This is a genomic window from Streptomyces sp. NBC_00654, assembly GCF_026341775.1.
Lineage (GTDB): Bacteria > Actinomycetota > Actinomycetes > Streptomycetales > Streptomycetaceae > Streptomyces.
The window spans coordinates 1,851,217-1,869,856 of the sequence record NZ_JAPEOB010000001.1 but is presented as its reverse complement, the minus strand read 5'-3'; the positions used below and the strand labels follow the sequence as shown (position 1 = coordinate 1,869,856).

Annotated in this window: 15 protein-coding genes; 8 read left to right on the top strand and 7 right to left on the bottom strand. The window is 72.2% G+C overall.

Annotated elements, in window-relative coordinates; translation table 11 throughout:
- Positions 1-3 precede the first annotated feature (3 nt).
- The 5 genes from OHA98_RS08215 to OHA98_RS08195 all read left to right on the top strand — a co-directional run bounded on the left by OHA98_RS08215 (position 4) and on the right by OHA98_RS08195 (position 6,332).
- Positions 4-939: a diiron oxygenase gene (locus OHA98_RS08215; protein WP_266923820.1), complete on the top strand. Its 936-nt coding sequence runs from the start codon at positions 4-6 to the stop codon at positions 937-939.
- A 41-nt stretch (positions 940-980) separates the two neighbouring features.
- Entirely contained in the window at positions 981-1,754 is a 774-nt protein-coding gene (locus OHA98_RS08210; RefSeq protein WP_266923818.1) for a TetR/AcrR family transcriptional regulator, read from the top strand.
- Positions 1,755-1,758: 4 nt separating this feature from the next.
- Entirely contained in the window at positions 1,759-2,034 is a 276-nt protein-coding gene (locus OHA98_RS08205; protein ID WP_266923816.1) for a hypothetical protein, read from the top strand.
- 80 nt (positions 2,035-2,114) lie between these two features.
- Positions 2,115-4,880 carry a PQQ-binding-like beta-propeller repeat protein gene (locus OHA98_RS08200; RefSeq protein WP_266923814.1) on the top strand — a complete coding sequence of 922 codons (2,766 nt, stop codon included), beginning with the start codon at positions 2,115-2,117 and terminating at the stop codon, positions 4,878-4,880.
- Between the two features lie 162 nt (positions 4,881-5,042).
- Positions 5,043-6,332, top strand: coding sequence for a C40 family peptidase (locus OHA98_RS08195; RefSeq protein ID WP_266923812.1), 1,290 nt, complete (start codon positions 5,043-5,045; stop codon positions 6,330-6,332).
- Between the two features lie 81 nt (positions 6,333-6,413).
- Here OHA98_RS08195 and OHA98_RS08190 read toward each other — a convergent pair whose 3' ends face one another.
- The 5 genes from OHA98_RS08190 to OHA98_RS08170 are packed head-to-tail and all read right to left on the bottom strand — an operon-like array spanning position 6,414 to position 12,289.
- Entirely contained in the window at positions 6,414-7,649 is a 1,236-nt protein-coding gene (locus tag OHA98_RS08190; RefSeq protein WP_266923810.1) for a styrene monooxygenase/indole monooxygenase family protein, read from the bottom strand.
- A 42-nt stretch (positions 7,650-7,691) separates the two neighbouring features.
- Positions 7,692-8,342 carry an ATP/GTP-binding protein gene (locus tag OHA98_RS08185; RefSeq protein ID WP_266923809.1) on the bottom strand — a complete coding sequence of 217 codons (651 nt, stop codon included), beginning with the start codon at positions 8,340-8,342 and terminating at the stop codon, positions 7,692-7,694.
- Positions 8,323-8,736: a DUF742 domain-containing protein gene (locus tag OHA98_RS08180; protein ID WP_266923807.1), complete on the bottom strand. Its 414-nt coding sequence runs from the start codon at positions 8,734-8,736 to the stop codon at positions 8,323-8,325. The genes OHA98_RS08185 and OHA98_RS08180 overlap by 20 nt, the downstream gene beginning before the upstream one ends.
- Positions 8,733-9,215 carry a roadblock/LC7 domain-containing protein gene (locus OHA98_RS08175; RefSeq protein WP_266923806.1) on the bottom strand — a complete coding sequence of 161 codons (483 nt, stop codon included), beginning with the start codon at positions 9,213-9,215 and terminating at the stop codon, positions 8,733-8,735. The genes OHA98_RS08180 and OHA98_RS08175 overlap by 4 nt, the downstream gene beginning before the upstream one ends.
- Positions 9,212-12,289 (bottom strand): nitrate- and nitrite sensing domain-containing protein, encoded by a 3,078-nt coding sequence (locus OHA98_RS08170; RefSeq protein ID WP_266927803.1) that lies wholly within the window; start codon positions 12,287-12,289, stop codon positions 9,212-9,214. Before OHA98_RS08170 ends, OHA98_RS08175 begins: the two co-directional genes overlap by 4 nt.
- Before the next feature lie 363 nt (positions 12,290-12,652).
- Between OHA98_RS08170 and OHA98_RS08165 the strand changes: the two genes are divergently transcribed.
- Entirely contained in the window at positions 12,653-13,438 is a 786-nt protein-coding gene (locus OHA98_RS08165) for a protein phosphatase 2C domain-containing protein (RefSeq protein WP_266923805.1), read from the top strand.
- Between the two features lie 99 nt (positions 13,439-13,537).
- Here OHA98_RS08165 and OHA98_RS08160 read toward each other — a convergent pair whose 3' ends face one another.
- Positions 13,538-14,020 carry a MarR family winged helix-turn-helix transcriptional regulator gene (locus tag OHA98_RS08160; RefSeq protein ID WP_266927801.1) on the bottom strand — a complete coding sequence of 161 codons (483 nt, stop codon included), beginning with the start codon at positions 14,018-14,020 and terminating at the stop codon, positions 13,538-13,540.
- 260 nt (positions 14,021-14,280) lie between these two features.
- On the opposite strand from OHA98_RS08160, the gene OHA98_RS08155 reads away from it, so the two are divergent.
- Together OHA98_RS08155 and OHA98_RS08150 are read left to right on the top strand one after the other, a co-directional pair.
- On the top strand, positions 14,281-15,105 hold the full coding sequence (locus OHA98_RS08155) for a lysozyme (protein ID WP_266923803.1): 825 nt from the start codon (positions 14,281-14,283) through the stop codon (positions 15,103-15,105).
- 201 nt (positions 15,106-15,306) lie between these two features.
- Entirely contained in the window at positions 15,307-16,044 is a 738-nt protein-coding gene (locus OHA98_RS08150) for a polysaccharide deacetylase family protein (protein ID WP_266927800.1), read from the top strand.
- Between the two features lie 153 nt (positions 16,045-16,197).
- On the opposite strand, the gene lon is transcribed toward OHA98_RS08150, so the two are convergent.
- The gene (gene lon, locus OHA98_RS08145; protein WP_266923801.1) at positions 16,198-18,618 is read right to left on the bottom strand and encodes an endopeptidase La; all 2,421 of its coding nucleotides are present in this window, start codon (positions 18,616-18,618) and stop codon (positions 16,198-16,200) included.
- Positions 18,619-18,640: the final 22 nt, after the last annotated feature.

Genomic DNA, 18,640 nt, shown 5'->3' with positions numbered 1-18,640 from the left:
GCCATGACGACCGTGACCGACCGCGAGGCGCGGGTGCTCCGCGACGCTCTGGGCCCGCTCCGCGACCGCGAGCAGATAGCCGTGCGGCTGCTCGAATCCTCCGCCAAGCACTCCTTCGATCCCGAGACCGAACTCGACTGGGACTCCGCCGTCGAGGAGGGCAAGTGGTTCTGGCCGCCGGAGCTGGTCTCGCTCTACGACACCCCGCTGTGGGACAGGATGTCCGAGGAGCAGCGGATGGACCTGGCCCGGCACGAGGCGGCCGCGCTCTCCTCGCTCGGCATCTGGTTCGAGATCATCCTCATGCAGCTGCTGGTCCGGCACGTCTATGACAAGCCGGTGACCAGCAACCACGTCCGTTACGCGCTCACCGAGATCGCGGACGAGTGCCGGCACTCCATCATGTTCGGCCGCATGATCGACTGGGGCGGCGCGCCCACCTACCCGGTCCCGCGGGTCTACCACAATCTGGCGCGGGTCCTGAAGACGGTGTCCACCACGCCCGGTTCGTTCGCCGCCACCCTGCTCGGCGAGGAGATCCTCGACTGGATGCAGCGGCTGACCTTCCCGGACGAGCGGGTCCAGACCCTGGTGCGCGGGGTGACCCGTATCCATGTGGTCGAGGAGGCCCGGCACGTCCGGTACGCCCGCGAGGAGCTGCGCCGCCAGATGGTGACGGCCCCGCGCTGGGAGCGTGAACTCACCCGGGTCAGCTGCGGGGAGGCCGCCCGGGTCTTCTCCATCTGCTTCATCAACCCGCAGGTGTACGACAACGTCGGCCTGGACCGCCGCGAGGCCGTCGCCCAGGTGAAGGCGAGCGGCCACCGCACGGAGGTCATGCAGTCGGGCGCGAAGCGGCTGACGGACTTCTTCGACGACATCGGCGTCCTGAACGGGGTCGGCCGCCGGCTGTGGAAGCGCTCCGGCCTGCTGGCTTGAGCCCCCGTCCCGGCCGGGACGGGGCCGTTAGGCTTCGGGCCATGACCTCCACCGCCGCGGCCCCGCCGCCCCGTGCGTACCGCAGGCTCAGCGTCGAGGAGCGCCGCACGCAGCTCCTGGGCGCGGCGCTCAGCCTCTTCGCGCACCGGGCACCCGACGAGGTCTCGCTGGACGAGGTGGCGGCGGTCGCCGGTGTCTCCCGGCCACTCGTCTACCGCTACTTCCCCGGCGGGCGCCAGCAGTTGTACGAGGCGGCCCTCCGGTCCGCCGCGGACGAGCTGAAGCTCTGCTTCACGGAACCCGCGGTGGGCCCGCCCACCGAGCGGGTGAGCAGGGTCCTGGACCGCTATCTCGGCTTCGTCGACGAGCACGACGCGGGGTTCAGCGCCCTGCTCCAGGGCGGCAGCGTCGCCGAGACCTCCCGTACGACGGCGATCGTCGACGGCGTACGACGGGCGGCGGCCGAGCAGATCCTGCTGCACCTCGGCCGGGGCGAGGACCCCGGACAGCGCCCCGCGGGGCCCCGGCTGCGGATGATGGTGCGCACCTGGATCGCCGCCGTCGAGGCCGCTTCCCTGATCTGGCTCGACGAGGAGAAGCAGCCCCCGGCGGCCGAACTGCGCGGCTGGCTGGTCGACCATCTGATCGCGCTGCTCGCGGCGACCGCGGCGACGGACCGGGAGACCGCGTCCGCGATGGCCGAACTCCTGGCCCTGGAGACCGCCGAGGGACCGGCCGGACGGCTGGCGGGGCTGGTGATCCCGGCCGTCGGTGGGGCGGCGCATCTGCTGCCGGGACCCGTTGCGTCAGACTGAGCGGGTGAGAAGCGAGAACACCCCCTTCACCGGCGGCCCCCTGGACGGCAGGGTGCTGCCCGTCCTTCTGGGCCCGACCGGCCATCCCCCCAAGTGGTACGAGGTCCCGGTACCGGACGCCGACGGCGGGCCGCCGACCGTGTACGCGTACCGCCGGGTCCCGGCCGGGTACTCGAAGCGGCTCGGCATCCAGCGTGGCTGGGTGTACGAGTACGCCCCCGAGGGCCGCGGGTCCCGCACTCCCAAGTGGCCCTGGACGAAGCCCCGGAGCGGCGGCTGAGCGGCGCGGGCGGTCCGGCGCGGGGCAGGCCCTAAGATCGACGGTCAGGTGCCGAGGGACGGTCACGAGGGGGGTGCGCCATGGAGGCGCTGCGTCAGGACGATCCACGCCATTTGGGCCGGTACACCGTGCTGGCCCGCTTCCGCGAGGGTGCCGCCGCCGTGCAGTACCTGGCCCGGGAGAGTGCTGACGGCGAGCCGGTCGTGATCACCGCGGCGCGGCCCGCACTCGCCGCGGTCCCGGCGTTCCGGCGCCGTTTCCAGTCGGAGGCGCGCACGGCCGAACGTCTGGCGGGCGGCTGGGTGACGCCACCGCTGGACACCCGGGTGACCCCGGACGACGACTCCGGCATTACGGCCGAGGCACCCAACGCCCTGTGGACGGCGGCGGGTTACGTTCCCGCGCTGACGCTCGCCGACGCGATCGGCCTCGGCGGACCGCTGCCCGAACGCGCGGTGCGGATACTGGGCGCGGGCATCGCCGAGATCCTCTCCCGGGTGCACGCCACCGGGACGGTGCTCCAGGGGCTCGCGCCCGGGACGGTGCTGCTGGCCGAGGACGGGCCCCGGCTCACCGCGTTCGGCCCGCTGGGCGCTGCGGCGTCCGCCGAGGCGAGGGGCGAGCAGCTCTCGGTCCGGCTGGGGTATCTCACGCCCGAACAGGTCGAGGGCGTGGAGGCGGGCGCACCCTCCGACCTCTTCGTCCTGGGGCTGCTGCTGGCGTACGCGGCCACCGGCACGACCCCCTTCACCGACGGTCCGCCCGAGGAGGCGGCCGGGCGGATCGCGCACGCGGAACCCGAACTGGACTCCGTACCCGACGCGTTGCGGGAACTGATCGCCGGCTGCCTCGCGAAGGACCCCGCCCTGCGGCCGAGCGCCGGTTCGGTCGCCGCGGAGCTGGCGCTGGAGGGGGCGGCCGGGCTCGCCAGGGGCGGCTGGCTCCCCGAGCGGCTGGTGGCGGCGGTGGCCGACCAGGAGGCGCGGGTCCGGGCGCTGGAGACACCGCTCGACGCGGAGGCGGTGGGCGCGGAGGGGAACGCGGGCGCGGAGGCGAGCTCGGACGGGCCCCGGGACGCCCCCGTCGACGCGGCGCCGCTCGCGCCCGGCGGCGGGCCGGCCGGCGCCCCCGGGGCCGGGAAGGAGAGCGGGGGGACCACCCGCTACCTCGGTACCGTGCCGGGCACCGCGCGGACCGACCACCCGACGACCCAGCTCGCCGTCCCCCGCGAGCTGACCGCGTCCTCGGCCGCCGCTCCGGCAGCTCCCGCCGCCGCGCTTCCGGCCGCCCCTCAGCCGTCCGGCGGCCCGGTGCCGCCCGCGGCCCCCGCGGCCCCCGCGGCCCCCGCGGCCCCCGAGGCCCTCTCGTCCCCCGAGGCCCCCGAGGCCCCCGCCCCCGGCACGCCGTACCCGCGCACCCCGGGCGGCCCCGCTCCCTACGCCCCGGCCGCCCTCCCGGGGGTCCCCGCGCCCGCCGCCACACCGATGGTGTCGCTCCCGCTGCCGCCCCCGGCTCCGGCACCGTCCCCCACCGCGAGCCGCCGGGCCCTGCTCATCACCGCTGCCGCCGCGGCCGGCGGACTGATCGTCGGCGGGAGCGCCGTGGGACTTCTGGGGTCCGACGACAGCGCGGCGGCCGACGACGACAAGCCCGCCCCGGACCGTCGCCGCACCCTCCCGGGGCAGGCCCCGGAGCCGCGGTGGACCTATGCGCACCCGGCCTCCGAGTCGTCACCGCTCACGACCGCCGTGTGGCGGGACAAGCTGCTGGTGCTGACGAGCGAGAGCCAGGCGAGCGCCATCGACCTGCGCACCGGGAAGCGGGTCTGGCAGCGCGCGGACGCGGCCAAGGGGCAGGCCGCCCTGGCGGCGGGTGCGGATCTCTGCTTCGTGGCGAGCCCGACCGAGTTCCTCTGGCTGTCGCCCCGGGACGGTGCGGTCAAGCACCGGCTGCGGTACGCGGACCAGTTCACGGGCCTGCCGAACCTGAGGATGGGCGCGATCACCGGGCAGTCCGGGTCCGTCGTCTGGTTCACCGGCTCCACCACGGTCACCGTGAAGGCCCCCAAGCCGAAGAAGGGCAAGAAGCCGGGCAAGGACAAGCAGGTCGTCCAGGCCTACTTCTTCGCCTACGACATCGTGCGGCGCCAGGAGCTGTGGCGCACCGCCGTCCCGGCCGGCCGGGCCCCGGGCACCCCCGTCTACCGGCTGATCGCGGAGCGCTCCGCCGACCTCCTCGTACGCCAGGACGCGGTGACCCTGACGCCCGCCGAGGTCGGCGCCGCCAAGGGGAAGGGCTCCATCCGCGCGTTCGACCAGAAGACCGGCAAGCTGCTGTGGGTGAAGCAGTACGGCATCCTCGCCCCGGCGGCGGGGGTCCAGGGCGACGAGGACGGGCGGCTGTACGGCGCGGTCGGCGCGGACCTCCAGGCGTTCGAGGCGGACACCGCCAGGCCGCTGTGGCGGCTGAACGGCGGTACGGGTTCCGTCTACGGCACGCCCGTGGTGGCCGGGCCGCTGCTCCACACCACCAACCGCACGCAGGAGGTCGGCGCGGTGCAGCGCGGGACCGGCCGGCTCGTGTGGCGGCGTTCGACGGAGGTGCCGCTCGGCGGCAGTGCCCCGGCGATCACCCTCAGCTCCAGTGAGAAGACCCTGATCGCCGCCGACGCCTCCCAGGTGACCGCGTTCGCCGCGGCCGACGGGCGACGGCTGTGGAAGTTCCAGGACATCGGTGTGCAGGACCCGAAGGGGGCCGCGGTGACCGCCCCGTACCGGACCCTGACCACCAGAAGGACCGTCGTCGTCCAGCGGGACCGGGCCTTCTACGCCTTCACGGTGGCCTGACGCGCCGTCGGCGGATTCCCCCGCACCGCCTTCCGGGGGATCCGCCGGCCGCCACGCCGCGCGGTGCTTGCATCGTCCGACACCGAGTGACCGGATGAAACAGATTCGCTCACTCGTCCGGAGCCCGTTCAGAGCTCCGAATCCGTCACCGGAGGTGGTGTCGTGTCAGGCAGGATCCCGCGCGCGGTCTGCACGGCGGCGGCGCTGGCCGCGGTCATGCTGGCGTCCCCCGCCGTCGCCGTGCCCTCCTCGCCCGTCCCGCCCGCCTCTCCCGACGATCCGGGTACGGAGCCCGGCACGGAGACCGGCACGGAGACCGGCACGGAGGTGGACGCCGACGCCGGCACCGACGAGGAGACCGACGTGGGCGCCGACGCGGAGGCCGACCAGGGCCCCGACCCCGGCGCCGGGGAACCCAGAGGCATCGCCGAGCTGCTGACGGAACTGCGGAGGCTCTACCAGCAGGCCGAGGAAGCCACCGAGTCCTACAACGGCACCGAGGAGCAGCTGAAGAAGCGCACCGCGGAGACCAGGAAGCTGAACTCCGACCTGAGCAAGGCCCGGCTCGCCCTCGACCGCGGCCGCGGGGACGCGGGCCGGCTGGCCCGTGAGCAGTATCAGGGGCAGTCCGAATTCTCCGCCTATCTGCATCTCCTGCTGGCCCGTGACCCCGTGCACGCCCTGGACCAGAGCCATGTCATCGAACGGGCCGCCGCCGGGCGGGCGGCGACCGTGGACCGGCTGACCGTCGCCGCGAAACGCGCCGACGCGCTGGCCGTCAAGTCCCGCGCGGCGCTCAACAGGCAACAGGCGCTGACCGCGCGCAAGAAGCGGCAGCGCGACACCGTACGGGCGAAGCTGAACGAGGTCGAGGGGCTGCTGGCCACACTCTCCGCCGAGCAGCTCGCCGGACTGGCCGCGCTGGAGCGGCGGGACACGGACAAGGCCCAGGGCGAACTGGTCGCCTCGGGAGCGCTCAGCTCGACCCGTCCGCCGACCGAACAGGGCGGTGAGGCTGTCGCGTTCGCGGTCGGCCAGATCGGCAAACCGTATCTCTGGGGCGCCGAGGGCCCCGACTCCTTCGACTGCTCCGGGCTCACCTCGCAGGCCTGGGCGAGCGCGGGCCTGGCCATCCCGCGGACCTCGCAGGAGCAGTGGCGGCAGCTGCCGAAGGTGCCCGTCGCCTCGCTGCGCCCGGGGGACCTGGTGGTCTACTTCCCCAAGGCGACCCATGTGGCGCTGTACATCGGCGACGGCATGGTGGTGCAGGCACCGCGGCCCGGGTCCTCGGTGAAGGTGTCGCCGGTCGCGTCGAATCCGCTGCTGGGCGCGGTGCGCCCCGATCCGCGGGGCACTCCGCTGACGACGTACACCCCGCCGGAGCTGCCCGAGGGCGCCTCGGACGGCGCGGACACCGGCTACAGCGCGGACACGGCACCGCCGGACGCCTGAAGACCGTCCCGCCCGCGCGGAGGCCGGGCCGTCGCGCCGACCGATGCGTCGGCCGTCGGCCCGGCCTCCGGGTGTACGGGGTCAGGCCCCGGCGACCTCGGCGAGGTACGCGTTCGTCTTCTCCGGCTCGAAGAAGAAGTTGTCGAAGTCCGCCGGGTCGTTGAACCCGTTGGCGAAGCGGTCGGCGACCGGCTGGAACTGACCGGCGGCGCCGATCAGGTTCAGCACGTGCTCCGGCGGTACGCCGAGCATGGCGTTGGTCCACTTCGTGACGTGCTGCGCGGTGTCCCAGTAGCGGTCGAACGTGGACTGCATCCACTCCGCGTCGAACTCGCGGTCGCCGTGCTCGATGATCGAGTCCAGATAGGCGTTCGCGCACTTGGAGGCGGAGTTCGAACCCTGCCCGGTGATCGGGTCGTTGGCGACGACCACGTCGGCCACGCCGAGGACCAGGCCGCCGCCGGGCAGCCGGCCGATCGGCTTGCGGACGGTCGGGGCGTAACGGCCCGCCAGCGTGCCGTTGGCGTCGGTCAGTTCGACCTTGGTGGCGCGTGCGTACTCCCACGGGGTGAACTTCTCCATGAGCTCCAGCGTCTTGGCGAGGTGCTCGGAGGGGTCCTTGATGCCCTGGAAGACATCCAGCGGACCGCCCGGGACGCCCTCCCAGAACAGGATGTCCGCACGGCCGGAAGTGGTCAGGGTCGGCATCACGAACAGCTCGCCGACACCCGGGACCAGGTTGCAGCGGACGGCGTCGTAGTCCGGGTGCTCCGGGCGCACGCCCATGCCGTGCACATACGCGACGGCCAGCGCGCGCTGCGGGGCGTCGAACGGCGAACGGGACGCGTCCCGGCCGAACATGGAGACCAGTTCGCCCTTGCCCGCGGAGACCATCACCAGGTCGTAGGTGCGGGAGAAGTAGTCCAGGTCGGAGACGGCTGCACCGTGGATGACGAGCTGACCGCCGCGCTGGGCGAAGGTCTCCATCCAGCCGGCCATCTTCACGCGCTGGTCGACGGACTGGGCGAAGCCGTCCAGCTTTCCGACCCAGTCGACGGCCCGCGAGGAGTCGGGGGCGGCGACCGAGATGCCGAGGCCCTGGATCTTCGGGGCCTGCGACTCCCAGAAGTTGAGCTGGTAGTCGCGCTCGTGCTGGAGCGCGGTGTGGAACATGCACTGGGTCGACATGACCCGGCCGGACCGGATCTCGTCGGCCGTGCGGTTGGACATCAGGGTGACTTCGTACCCTCTGGACTGGAGGCCGAGGGCCAGCTGGAGTCCGGACTGGCCGGCTCCGACTATGAGTATCTTCCGCATCGCGGTTTCTCCGTTAGGTGTTTCCGGCTTGCGCCGGGGGCTCTACGCCGGGGTGGCGTCGAGCGCGTGGCCCACCAGGGCCAGCAGCGACTCGACGACCGTGATCCTGTTGCGCGCGTCCATGATCACAACAGGTACGTGCGGGGGTACGGTCAGGGCCTCCCTGACGTCCTCCGCCTCGTAACCGGGCGTGCCCTCGAAGTGGTTGACCGCCACGATGTACGGCAGCCCGCAGCTCTCGAAGTAGTCGAGCGCGGGGAAGCAGTCGGCGAGCCGCCGGGTGTCCGCGAGCACGACCGCGCCGATCGCCCCGCGCACCAGGTCGTCCCACATGAACCAGAAGCGCTGCTGGCCGGGTGTGCCGAAGACGTACAGGACGAGGTCGTCGTCGAGCGTGAGCCGGCCGAAGTCCATCGCGACGGTCGTGGTGACCTTGTCGGGCGTCGCGGAGAGGTCGTCGGTCTCCTCGCTGGCCTGGGTCATCAGCGCTTCGGTCTTCAGCGGGGTGATCTCGGAGACCGAGCCGACGAACGTCGTCTTGCCCACCCCGAAACCACCCGCGACCACGATCTTGGTGGCGATGGGCGCCCTGGTGTGGTCGAGCTGCCAGGCCTGGATCGATTCGTCGGCCTGGTCCCCGGGCCCCGGCTGTCGCGGGGCGAAGAGCGGCGACTCAGAGACGGCGGAGTCCATTGAGCACCCTTTCGAGCAGTGCGCGGTCGGGCTGGCCGGTGCCGTGACCGGTTCCGTACACGCGGATCTTTCCCTGGTCGGCCAGGTCGCTGAGCAGCACCCGGACCACACCGAGCGGCATCTTCAGGAGGGCCGAGATCTCCGCGACCGTACGCATCCGGCGGCAGAGTTCGACGATCGCCTGGAGTTCGGGCATGACGCGCGAGGCGAGATTGCCGTTGGTGAGCTCGCGGCGCTCCTCGGGGGCCTCCAGCGCGGCGACGAACGTCTCGACGAGCAGGACGTGGCCGAAGCGGGTACGGCCCCCGGTGAGGGAGTACGGACGGACCCGTGCGGGCCTCTTGTCCGACCCGCGGACGGGGAGCCTGCGGGCGGGTTCAGCAGCGGGCGTCACTGGGTGCTCTCCATCGATTTGCGCAGTTCACTGCGGAGTTCGGGGGTGAGGACGTGTCCGGCACGGCCGACGAAGAGTGCCATGTGGTACGCGATGACGCTCATGTCGCAGTCGGGGGTGGCGTGCACGCCGAGCAGGGAGCCGTCGCTGATCGACATGACGAAGACGCTGCCCTCGTCCATGGCGACCATCGTCTGCTTGACGCCACCGCCGTCCATCAGCTTCGCGGCTCCCACCGTGAGGGAGCCGATGCCGGAGACGATGGTGGCGAGGTCGGCGCTGGAGCCCTTGGGGCCGTCCTGCCGGCCGGTGACCGGGGTGGTGGTGAGATGGCCGGGGTCGGAGGAGAGCAGCATGAGCCCGTCGGACGAGACGACGGTGACCGAATGGACCCCTGGCACCTCCTCCACCAGATTGCTCAGCAACCAGTGAAGGTTCCGGGCTTCGGTACTCAGCCCGAATGTGCTGGGCGCAGTCAACTGCGTGCCTCCTCGACTGTGTCCCCCGTCTCATCGGTCCGGCCGCCCGTGCGGCCGGCCGGCTCAGGTTGCTCGGTCTGTACAGTGCGTTCGCCGTGGTGGTCGGCCACGGTGTGCTTGCCGGTGCTCTCGGCGATCTCCGCCTCGACATCGCGCCGGCCGTCCTTGGCTCCCTGGTGGAAGCCGCCGAGTCTGCGGCGCAGGGCGTCCTTGTCGATGCTGCCCTTGCGCTCGGTGGTGGGGGCCGCGGCGGGCTGGACGATCTTGGGGGTGCGCTTGGGCAGGCCCTTGTCGGTGATCCGTTCGGCCAGTGGCTGCCGGGGGCCGGGGAAGGCGTCCACCGCCGGGGCGGGGGCCGGGTCCTGGGCGGGGAGCGGCTCCGCGGGGGCCGGGGTCCCGTGCGGCTTCGGCGCGGCGTCCGGCTCCTGGGGAGCCGGGGCGGCCGTCCGGGCGGGGCCGGGGTCGGCGGGGCGCTCGTGCCGGTCGGGTCCGATCGCGTACGGGTCGGCGGTCTCCGGCACCACCGGCGCCACCGGCATCCGGACCTGCATGGTGATTTCGGACTCGGACTCGGACTCGGACTCGGAATCCGGCTCCGGCTCCGGCTCCGGCTCCGGCTCGGGCTCCGGCTCCGCCGGTGTCCGCGCGGACGCGGGCCCGGGTGCCGGAGCGGGGGTCCCGGCGGGCGCGGGGTGCTCAGAGGGGGACGTGTGTTCGGCGGGCGCGGGGGACTCGGCGGGCGCCGGGGACGCTGCGGCGGCCGGAGCCGGCGTGGGCGTGTACGGCTGGACACCGGCGTCCCGGATCGTCTGCTCGGCGGCGGCGATCAGCGGGTCGGCGGGGGACTCGGCCGAACGGGCGGGCAGGGCGTTGGAGTTGGCCTCGGCGACCGATCCCGGCAGGTTCAGCGCGGGCGCGTCCCCGGACATCTGCACCGGCGGCGGCGAGGCCGCCGGAGGAGTCTTCGGCAGCAGGGTCTGCGGCAGGACGACTACGGCCGTCACTCCACTCCCCTTCTGCTCGCGCAGCTGCACCCGCACGCCGTGGCGCGCGGCCAGCAGTGACGTCACCTGGAGGCCGAGCCCGGCGCCGTCGGCGTTCTGCTCCCCCGCCTCGAAGGAGGCCGGGTCGGCCAGCCTGGCATTGAGCTCGCCCATCCGTACGGATGACATGCCGATGCCCGCGTCCTGCACGGAAAGCATCACCTCACCGGTCTCCAGCAGCCAGCCGGAGAGCTCCACCTGGGAGTCGGGGGGTGAGAAGGAGGTCGCGTTCTCCAGGAGTTCGGCGACGAGGTGGCTGAGGTCGTCGGCGGCGAAACCGGCGATCTGGGCATGCGGCGGCAGGGACTGGATGGTGACCCGCTCATACCGCTCGATCTCGCTGACGGCGGCGCGCAGGACATCGACCAGCGGGATCGGGTTCGGATGGCCGTGGCCGTGCTCGGCGCCCGCGAGGACCAGCATGTTCTCGCTGTGCCGGCGCATGACGGTGGCCATGTGGTCCAGCTTGAAGAGCGTGCCCAGGCGCTCCGGGTCCTGCTCGCGCTCCTCCAGGCTCTCGATGACGCCGAGCTGGCGCTCGACCAGCCCGAGGGTGCGCAGGGAGAGGTTGACGAAGGTGTGGTGGACCGTGTTCCTCAGCCGCTCCAGCTGGGTGGCGAGACCGGCCGCGTGGGCCTGGAGTTCGGCCCGCTGGTGGGTGAGTGCCTCGCGGCCCGCGATCAGTGCGGTCCGCTCGCCCTGGAGGCTCTCGAAGCGGCCGGTGAACTCCTGGTGCAGCCCGTGGACCTTGCCGTGCAGGGTGTTCATCGACCGGACGACCTGGGCGAACTCGTCGTTGCGGCCGGTGTAGCGGACCGGTTCGGCGCTCTCCGGTTCACTCGCGAGGCGCGCGGCGCCGAGACGGAGGACGGCGAGCGGCTGGGTGAGCGTGCGGGCGATGGCGGTGGAGACCCCGACGGCGAGCAGGAAACAGCCGCCGAGCAGGGCGATGCTCAGTTCGAGCGCGGTGACGTCGTCGTCGCGCAGCCGCTCCAGGCGCTGGACCCGCTCCGTGCCGAGGGCGGACTCCACGCCGCGCATGCGCTCGATCCGGGCGGAGAGCGCCTCCCCGGTCTTCCCGGGGTCGGTCTTCCGCTCGGAGGCGGAGAGCTCGGGCCGGTCGGTGAGCCTGGAGAGGTACTTCTCCGCGCTGTTGACCTCGGAGCCGGTGACGGTGGCGGCGAGCTTGTCGCGGGCGGCGGGGCTCGCGGCCTGGTCGAAGTCGGCGAGCGAGGCCAGTTCCCGTACGCGGGCCTGCTGGGCGGCGGCGCTCAGCTCGTCCCGGTCGCGGGTGTCCTCGGAGTCGCCCTTGTCCTGGAGCGGCAGCCCGGTGAGCGGGTCGTTCTGCGGGGCCGTGTCCTTCCCGCCCGGGACGGCGAGGGCGGCCAGGAGGAGTCCGCGGGTGGCGGAGGCCTGCTCGACGGCGCCTGCCAGCGCGAGCGGGGCCCGGGTGGCGTCGGCGGCGCGCGGCGGGGTCTTCTCGGCGAGCTCCTCGGCGAGGTCGTGGAGCTTGGAGATGACCTCGGAGTACGCCTGGTGGGCCTCCAGCGCCGATCCCTTGCCGGTGAGGGCCTCACGGCGGAGGGAGGGGACCGTGGAGAGGTCACGGCGCAGCGTGTCCGGGGCCTCGGCGCGGATCTCGTCGATCTGCTGGTCGACGCGGGCGCTGCGGCTCTCGGCCTCGCCGTTCTTGCCGTCCTTGTCGCTCTTGCCGCCCGCGCCCTCGTCACGGCCGGCGGCGATGTACGCGGTGACCGCGTCGCGCTCGTCGGCGAGGGAGTGCGCCAGGGTGATGGCCTGCTGGTTCAGCTCCGCGAGGGTGACCAGGCTCTGGGACTCGTTGAGTTCGGAGGAGGCGTCGAGAGCCGCGGGCGCGCCCGCCGCGATGACGGTGATCCCGACGACGGCGACGCCCGCGACGAGTCGGCTGCGTACCCGCACGGTGCGCTTGCCCGCCCCCGCTGCCGCCGGGGGCATCGCCCCGGAACCGTCGCGCGTGCTGCCCTTGCTCCGCGGCCGCTTCTTCTGCACCGGTGCTCGCAATCTCGACTCGTCCACCCTTGAAGCGGAGGTGACGCTCGGTCACGTATGGAGGCACCCCGCTCCTGGTACGGCTTCCGACCATTCCAGCGCTTTTGAGAGGGGGGCGCGCATCAACCGCTCCGCCACTCGAACGAGTGAACATCACTCCTGAGTTGACGAACAAGTCTCCCCGCGCGCGCCGTCGGCCATGCATGGACACCGGGTGGAACTTCGGCCCCGGCTTTGGCAGGATGCCCGCCCGCACACGCTCCGGAGCCCTTCCTTCCGCCCTGTCGGGCCACGCTGACCTGCCAGTACAAGCCAATGTCCGCCCCGTGCAGGCCCCGTGAAGAGCTCGTGCAGACTGGCAGTATGCGCATCGAACTCGCCTCCGCTCCCGGCAGCCCCGAACGCCCCAACGAGGACTGGGCCTCCACGGCTCTCCCCGCGTCCGGCCAGGGTGGATCGCTGGTCCTGCTGGACGGCGTCACCCCACCCCGGGGCGACGACGGATGTGTGCACTCGGTGCCCTGGTTCACCGCGCGACTGGGCGGCTCGCTGGCCGAACTGTCCGGTTCACGACGAGATCTGACGCTCACCGAGATTCTCTCGGAGTCCATCCGGCGCACCGCCGACGCCCATCGGGCCACGTGTGACCTTTCTCACGTGCGTACGCCTCAGGCGACAGTGGTCCTCGCACGCTGGGACGAACACCGGGTCGAATACCTGGTGCTGTCCGACTCCGCCCTCCTCCTGGAGGCACCGGACGGGACGGTCCGGCCCGTGCTCGACGACCGTCTCGACCGGCTGCCGCCCGGCGCGCTGGCCTCCGAGGCGATCTCCGACGCGCAGTTCCGCAACCAGGAGGGCGGGTTCTTCACCGCCGCCGCCGACCCACGGGTGGCATCACGCGCAGTGACCGGTGAGACCCCGCGGGCGGAGGTGCGGACGCTGGCCGCGCTGACGGACGGGGCCGGCCGCTGGACGGAGACGTTCCACGAGGGCGACTGGACGGCCGCCCTGGGGCTGCTGCGCAAGGTGGGTCCCCAGGGGCTGATCGACCGGGTCCGGGACCTGGAGGACGCGGACACGGACCGCACGTATCTGCGACGGAGCAAGACGCACGACGACGCCACCGCGGTGTACGTGGAGTTCTGAGCCGTACCGGGGAGGCCCCGTCGTGCGCCCCCGGGCGGCGTACGCCGGAGGGTCCCGCTCAACCCTCGGACCCGGGCGGCGTACGCCGGAGGGTCCCGCTCAGCCCTCGGCGCGGGCGTTCAAGTGGTGCAGCAGCCGGGCCAGTTCCGCGACCTCCGCCCGGTCCCAGTCGGCGAGCTTGCGCACATACCGGCCGCGACGGGCGTCCCGGACGCTGCGGAACCGGGCCAGCCCCTCGTCGGTGAGGTGGACCAGCCAGGCCCGGCCGTCCGCCGGATCGGGTTCGCGGGCCACCAGCCCGAGGCCCTCCAGGGCGCGCAGTTGACGGCTCATCGTCGCCTTGCCGACACCGAAGTAGGCCGCGAGATCGGTGGCCCGCTGCCGCCCCGCCGACTCCAGACGTACGAGCAGGCCATAGGCGGCCGCCTCCAGATCGGGGTGCACCTCACGGGCCATTTCCCCCGAATTGGCGCGCGCCCGGCGCAAAAAGACAGCCAACTCACGCTCCAGCGCGAGGAATTCGTGGTCCACACCACTTCCGGCAGTTGCGCCGGGTTCACGCCCTCGTTCGCTCCCGTGCACGTCAGCACCCCTCATACGCTTTCCTGCCGCTGAAAGTTTCTTTCGCCACCGGTCATCGCCGCAGCTCGGTCAGTATTTCGCAGGCGTAGACCAACGGCGGCGCGCAGGCCCCCTTCCGCCACGCCGGTCTACGTGCGTAGCGTCATCACTGTCAAAGGTGGCATGGACACACCATGACAGCCGGACAGGGGCGCTCCCCCAACCGCCCCTGGCAGCAACTCCCCTTGCTCCCCCCACTCAGGCCTCGGAGGCAACCCAGAATGCCCGTCCTCAGATTCGGATCGTCCCGCCGCTCGCGCCTCGCCGCCGCGGGAACCCTTCTCACGGCGCTCTCCCTCCTCATCACCCTGCCCGGCACGGCGACCGCGGGCGACACTCCCGCCCGGGGCACGGCCCGGATGGGCCAGGGCGTCATCGAGCACGACGGCCAGGGCGGACTGCCGCGCGACTCGCGCGCCGTGCAGACCGAGGGCGTGGACGTCAGCGGCCATCAGAACGCCGTCGACTGGGCGACGCTGTGGAACAGCGGAGTGCGGTGGGCCTACGTCAAGGCCACCGAGGGCACGTACTACAAGAACGAGGACTTCGCCCAGCAGTACAACGGCTCGTACAACGTCGGCATGATCCGGGGTTCGTACCACTTCGCCACCCCGAACACGACCAGCGGCGCCGCCCAGGCGAACTACTTCGTGGACAACGGGGGCGGCTGGTCCCGGGACGGCAAGACCCTGCCCGGAGCGCTGGACATCGAGTGGAACCCGTACGGAGCCCAGTGCTACGGCCTGTCCCAGGCAGGCATGGTCGCCTGGATACGCGACTTCGTGAACACCTACCGGGCGCGCACCGGACGGGACCCGGTGATCTACACCGCGACCAGCTGGTGGAAGGACTGCACGGGCAACAACGCGAGCTTCGGCGCCACCAACCCCCTCTGGGTGGCCCGTTACAACTCGACCGTCGGCGAACTCCCGGCCGGCTGGGGCTTCTACACGATGTGGCAGTACACCTCGTCCGGCCCGACGGTCGGCGACCACAACCGCTTCAACGGCGCCCTGGACCGCGTACAGGCGCTGGCCAACGGCTGATCCCCGGTCGCGCACGCGGCGACTCCGCACAACCGCGCCCCGGTGACGAGCAGACGTCGCCGGGGCGTCGTGCCGCGCCCGGACCCCCGCTATGAACCACGCGTATACGCGCTATGTATAGTCCTCGCCGTGCCGCACGAATGTGCGGAACCAACCACGGAGGAGTGACCTGCCTTGCCCAGGAAGACGAAGTCGTTCGGTATGGGGTTGGCCGCCACCCTTGTGACCGCGCTCACGCTCACCTTGAGCGGCTGCTCCATGGAGACGACGGCTCCGGGCTCGGCACGTCAGGACGCCGCCTCCGACGCCAAGGGCTCGTTCGGCCCGGTGGACTGCCGCAAGGCCAAGTGCATAGCGCTCACCTTCGACGCGGGCCCGGCGAAGGACACCCCGCGTCTCCTGGACATCCTCAAGGAGAAGAAGGTCCACGCCACCTTCTTCCTGCTGGGCAAGAACCACGTGCTCAAGCACCCCGACACCGTGCGGCGCATCCAGGACGAGGGCCACGAGGTGGCCAACCACACCTGGTCGCACGAGATCCTCACGGACAAGAAGCCCGACGAGATACGCGCCGAGCTGAAGAAGACCCAGGACGCCATCGCGAAGATCACCGGGAAGAAGCCCCGGCTGATGCGTCCGCCGCAGGGCCGCACCGACGACACGGTCTCCGACATCAGCAGGGACCTGGGGCTCTCGCAGATCCTGTGGAGCGCCACCGCCAAGGACTACTCGACGAACGACTCCGCGCTGATCAAGAAGCGGATACTCGACCAGGCGGGCAAGGACGGCATCATCCTGCTCCACGACATCTACAAGGGCACGGTGCCCGCGGTGCCGGGGATCATCGACGCGCTCCAGAAGAAGGGCTACACCTTCGTGACGGTCCCCGAGCTGATGGCACCCGCCACGCCGGTGCCGGGCACCATCTACCGCCCCTGACCGGGCCGGTCGCCCCTCGGCCGGGCCGTTGCCCCTGATCCGGCCGGCCTCGGCCCCTCCCGGACGCGGAACGGCCCGCCCCCCGTTGACTCGGGTGGGCGGGCCGTCCGTACCGGCCGCGCACCTGGTGCCACGCCCGTCACGCCGTGACAGTCAGGCCGCGGCCGGGATCCTCTCCCGCACCCCGGCCGAGGCCGGGGCGAGGGCGATCTCCAGCACCTGGCGGACATCGGTGACCGGGTGCACGTCCAGCGTGTCGAGGACCTCGGCCGGGACGTCGTCCAGGTCGGCCTCGTTCCGCTTGGGGATCACCACGGTGGTGATGCCCGCGCGATGGGCCGCCAGCAGCTTCTGCTTCAGTCCGCCGATCGGCAGCACCCGCCCGGTCAGCGACACCTCGCCGGTCATCGCCACGTCCGTACGGACCAGCCGTCCCGAGAGCAGGGAGGCCAGCGCCGTCGTCATGGTGATACCGGCGCTGGGCCCGTCCTTGGGGACGGCGCCCGCCGGGAAGTGGATGTGCGCGCCGCGGTCCTTGAGGTCCGCGACCGGCAGTTCCAGCTCCGCGCCGTGCGACCGCAGGAAGCTCAGCGCGATCTGCGCCGACTCCTTCATCACGTCGCCCAGCTGGCCGGTGAGGGTCAGCCCGGACGCCCCGGTCTCCGGGTCGGCCAGCGACGCCTCCACGAACAGCACGTCCCCGCCGGCTCCGGTGACCGCGAGACCGGTGGCCACGCCCGGCACCGCCGTACGGCGCTCGGCCGGGTCCTGGGCGGACTCGGGAACGTGGTGCGGACGCCCGATCAGCCCTCGCAGATCCTTCTCGGACACCGTGAACGGCAGCTCCCGGTCGCCCAGTTCGTGCTGGGCCGCCACCTTGCGCAGCAGCCGGGCGACGGCCCGCTCCAGGTTCCGTACGCCCGCCTCGCGGGTGTACTCCCCCGCCAGCTTGCGCAGCGCGGACTCGTCGAGGCCGACCTCGTCCTTCTCCAGACCGGCCCGCTCCAGCTGGCGCGGGAGCAGGTGGTCGCGGGCGATGACGACCTTCTCGTCCTCGGTGTAGCCGTCGAGCCGGACCAGCTCCATCCGGTCGAGCAGTGCCTCCGGGATGGCCTCCAGCACATTGGCCGTCGCCAGGAACACCACGTCGCTGAGGTCGAGCTCGACCTCCAGGTAGTGGTCGCGGAAGGTGTGGTTCTGGGCCGGGTCCAGGACTTCGAGCAGGGCGGCGGCCGGGTCGCCCCGGAAGTCCGAGCCGACCTTGTCGATCTCGTCGAGCAGGACGACCGGGTTCATCGAACCGGCCTCCTTGATGGCCCGCACGATACGTCCGGGGAGCGCGCCCACGTACGTACGCCGGTGGCCCCTGATCTCCGCCTCGTCCCGGACACCGCCGAGCGCGACACGGACGAACTTGCGGCCCATGGCGTGCGCGACGGACTCGCCGAGCGAGGTCTTGCCGACTCCGGGCGGGCCGACGAGTGCCAGCACCGCACCGCCGCGCCGTCCGCCGACGACCCCGAGGCCGCGGTCGGCACGCCGCTTGCGCACCGCGAGGTACTCGGTGATCCGTTCCTTCACGTCCGCCAGACCGGCGTGCTCGGCGTCCAGGATCTCCCGCGCGCCGCGGATGTCGTAGGCGTCCTCGGTGCGCTCGGTCCAGGGCAGTTCGAGAACGGTGTCCAGCCACGTCCTGATCCAGGAACCCTCGGGGCTCTGGTCGGAGGAGCGCTCCAGCTTCTCGACCTCCTTGAGCGCGGCCTCGCGGACATGCCCGGGAAGATCGGCGGCCTCGACACGGGCCCGGTAGTCGTCGGACTCGTCCTCCGGGTCGCCGTTGAGCTCGGAGAGCTCCTTGCGTACGGCGTCGAGCTGGCGCCGCAGCAGGAATTCGCGCTGCTGCTTGTCGACGCCCTCCTGGACGTCCTTGGCGATCGACTCGGCGACGTCCTGTTCGGCGAGGTGTTCGCCGAGCCACTGGATGGCGAGCTTCAGCCGGGCGACCGCGTCCACGGTCTCCAGCAGCCGCACCTTCTGGGCGGTGGTGAGGAAGGGCGAGTAGCCGGAGTTGTCGGCCAGCGCGGAGATGTCCTCGATCTGCTGGACCCGGTCCACGACCTGCCAGGCGCCACGCTTCTTCAGCCAGCTGGTGGCGAGCGCCTTGTACTCCTTGACCAGCTCCGCGGCGGCGCCGGGCAGCGGGTCGGGAACGACCACGTCGATCCTGGTCCCCTCCACCCACAGCGCCCCGCCGGGCCCACTGGTCCCGGCGCCGATCCGCACCCGGTCACGGGCCCGGATGAGCGCGCCCGGGTCGCCGTCCGAGAGGCGTCCGACCTGCTCGACGGTGCCGAGGACACCCGTCCCCGTGTACGTCCCGTCGATCCGTGGCACCAGCAGCACCTCGGGCTTGCCGTCACCGGCACGCGCGGCGGCCTGCGCCGCCTCGACCGCGGCCCGTACCTCCGTGTCCGACAGATCCAGCGGCACCACCATTCCGGGCAGTACGACTTCGTCATCGAGCGGCAGCACGGGCAGGTCGATCGTTGTGAACGCCTTGGACTCCGTAGTCATGATCTCCCCTTCGGCAGGCAAG

What these genes read in the sequence shown, in the direction of transcription:
- OHA98_RS08215 (WP_266923820.1), top strand. Translation starts at nt 4, where the DNA reads ATGACGACCGTGACCGACCGCGAGGCGCGGGTGCTCCGCGACGCTCTG.
- OHA98_RS08210 (WP_266923818.1), top strand. Translation starts at nt 981, where the DNA reads ATGACCTCCACCGCCGCGGCCCCGCCGCCCCGTGCGTACCGCAGGCTC.
- OHA98_RS08200 (WP_266923814.1), top strand. Translation starts at nt 2,115, where the DNA reads ATGGAGGCGCTGCGTCAGGACGATCCACGCCATTTGGGCCGGTACACC.
- OHA98_RS08190 (WP_266923810.1), bottom strand. Translation starts at nt 7,649, where the DNA reads ATGCGGAAGATACTCATAGTCGGAGCCGGCCAGTCCGGACTCCAGCTG.
- OHA98_RS08185 (WP_266923809.1), bottom strand. Translation starts at nt 8,342, where the DNA reads ATGGACTCCGCCGTCTCTGAGTCGCCGCTCTTCGCCCCGCGACAGCCG.
- OHA98_RS08165 (WP_266923805.1), top strand. Translation starts at nt 12,653, where the DNA reads ATGCGCATCGAACTCGCCTCCGCTCCCGGCAGCCCCGAACGCCCCAAC.
- OHA98_RS08155 (WP_266923803.1), top strand. Translation starts at nt 14,281, where the DNA reads ATGCCCGTCCTCAGATTCGGATCGTCCCGCCGCTCGCGCCTCGCCGCC.
- OHA98_RS08150 (WP_266927800.1), top strand. Translation starts at nt 15,307, where the DNA reads ATGGGGTTGGCCGCCACCCTTGTGACCGCGCTCACGCTCACCTTGAGC.
- lon (WP_266923801.1), bottom strand. Translation starts at nt 18,618, where the DNA reads ATGACTACGGAGTCCAAGGCGTTCACAACGATCGACCTGCCCGTGCTG.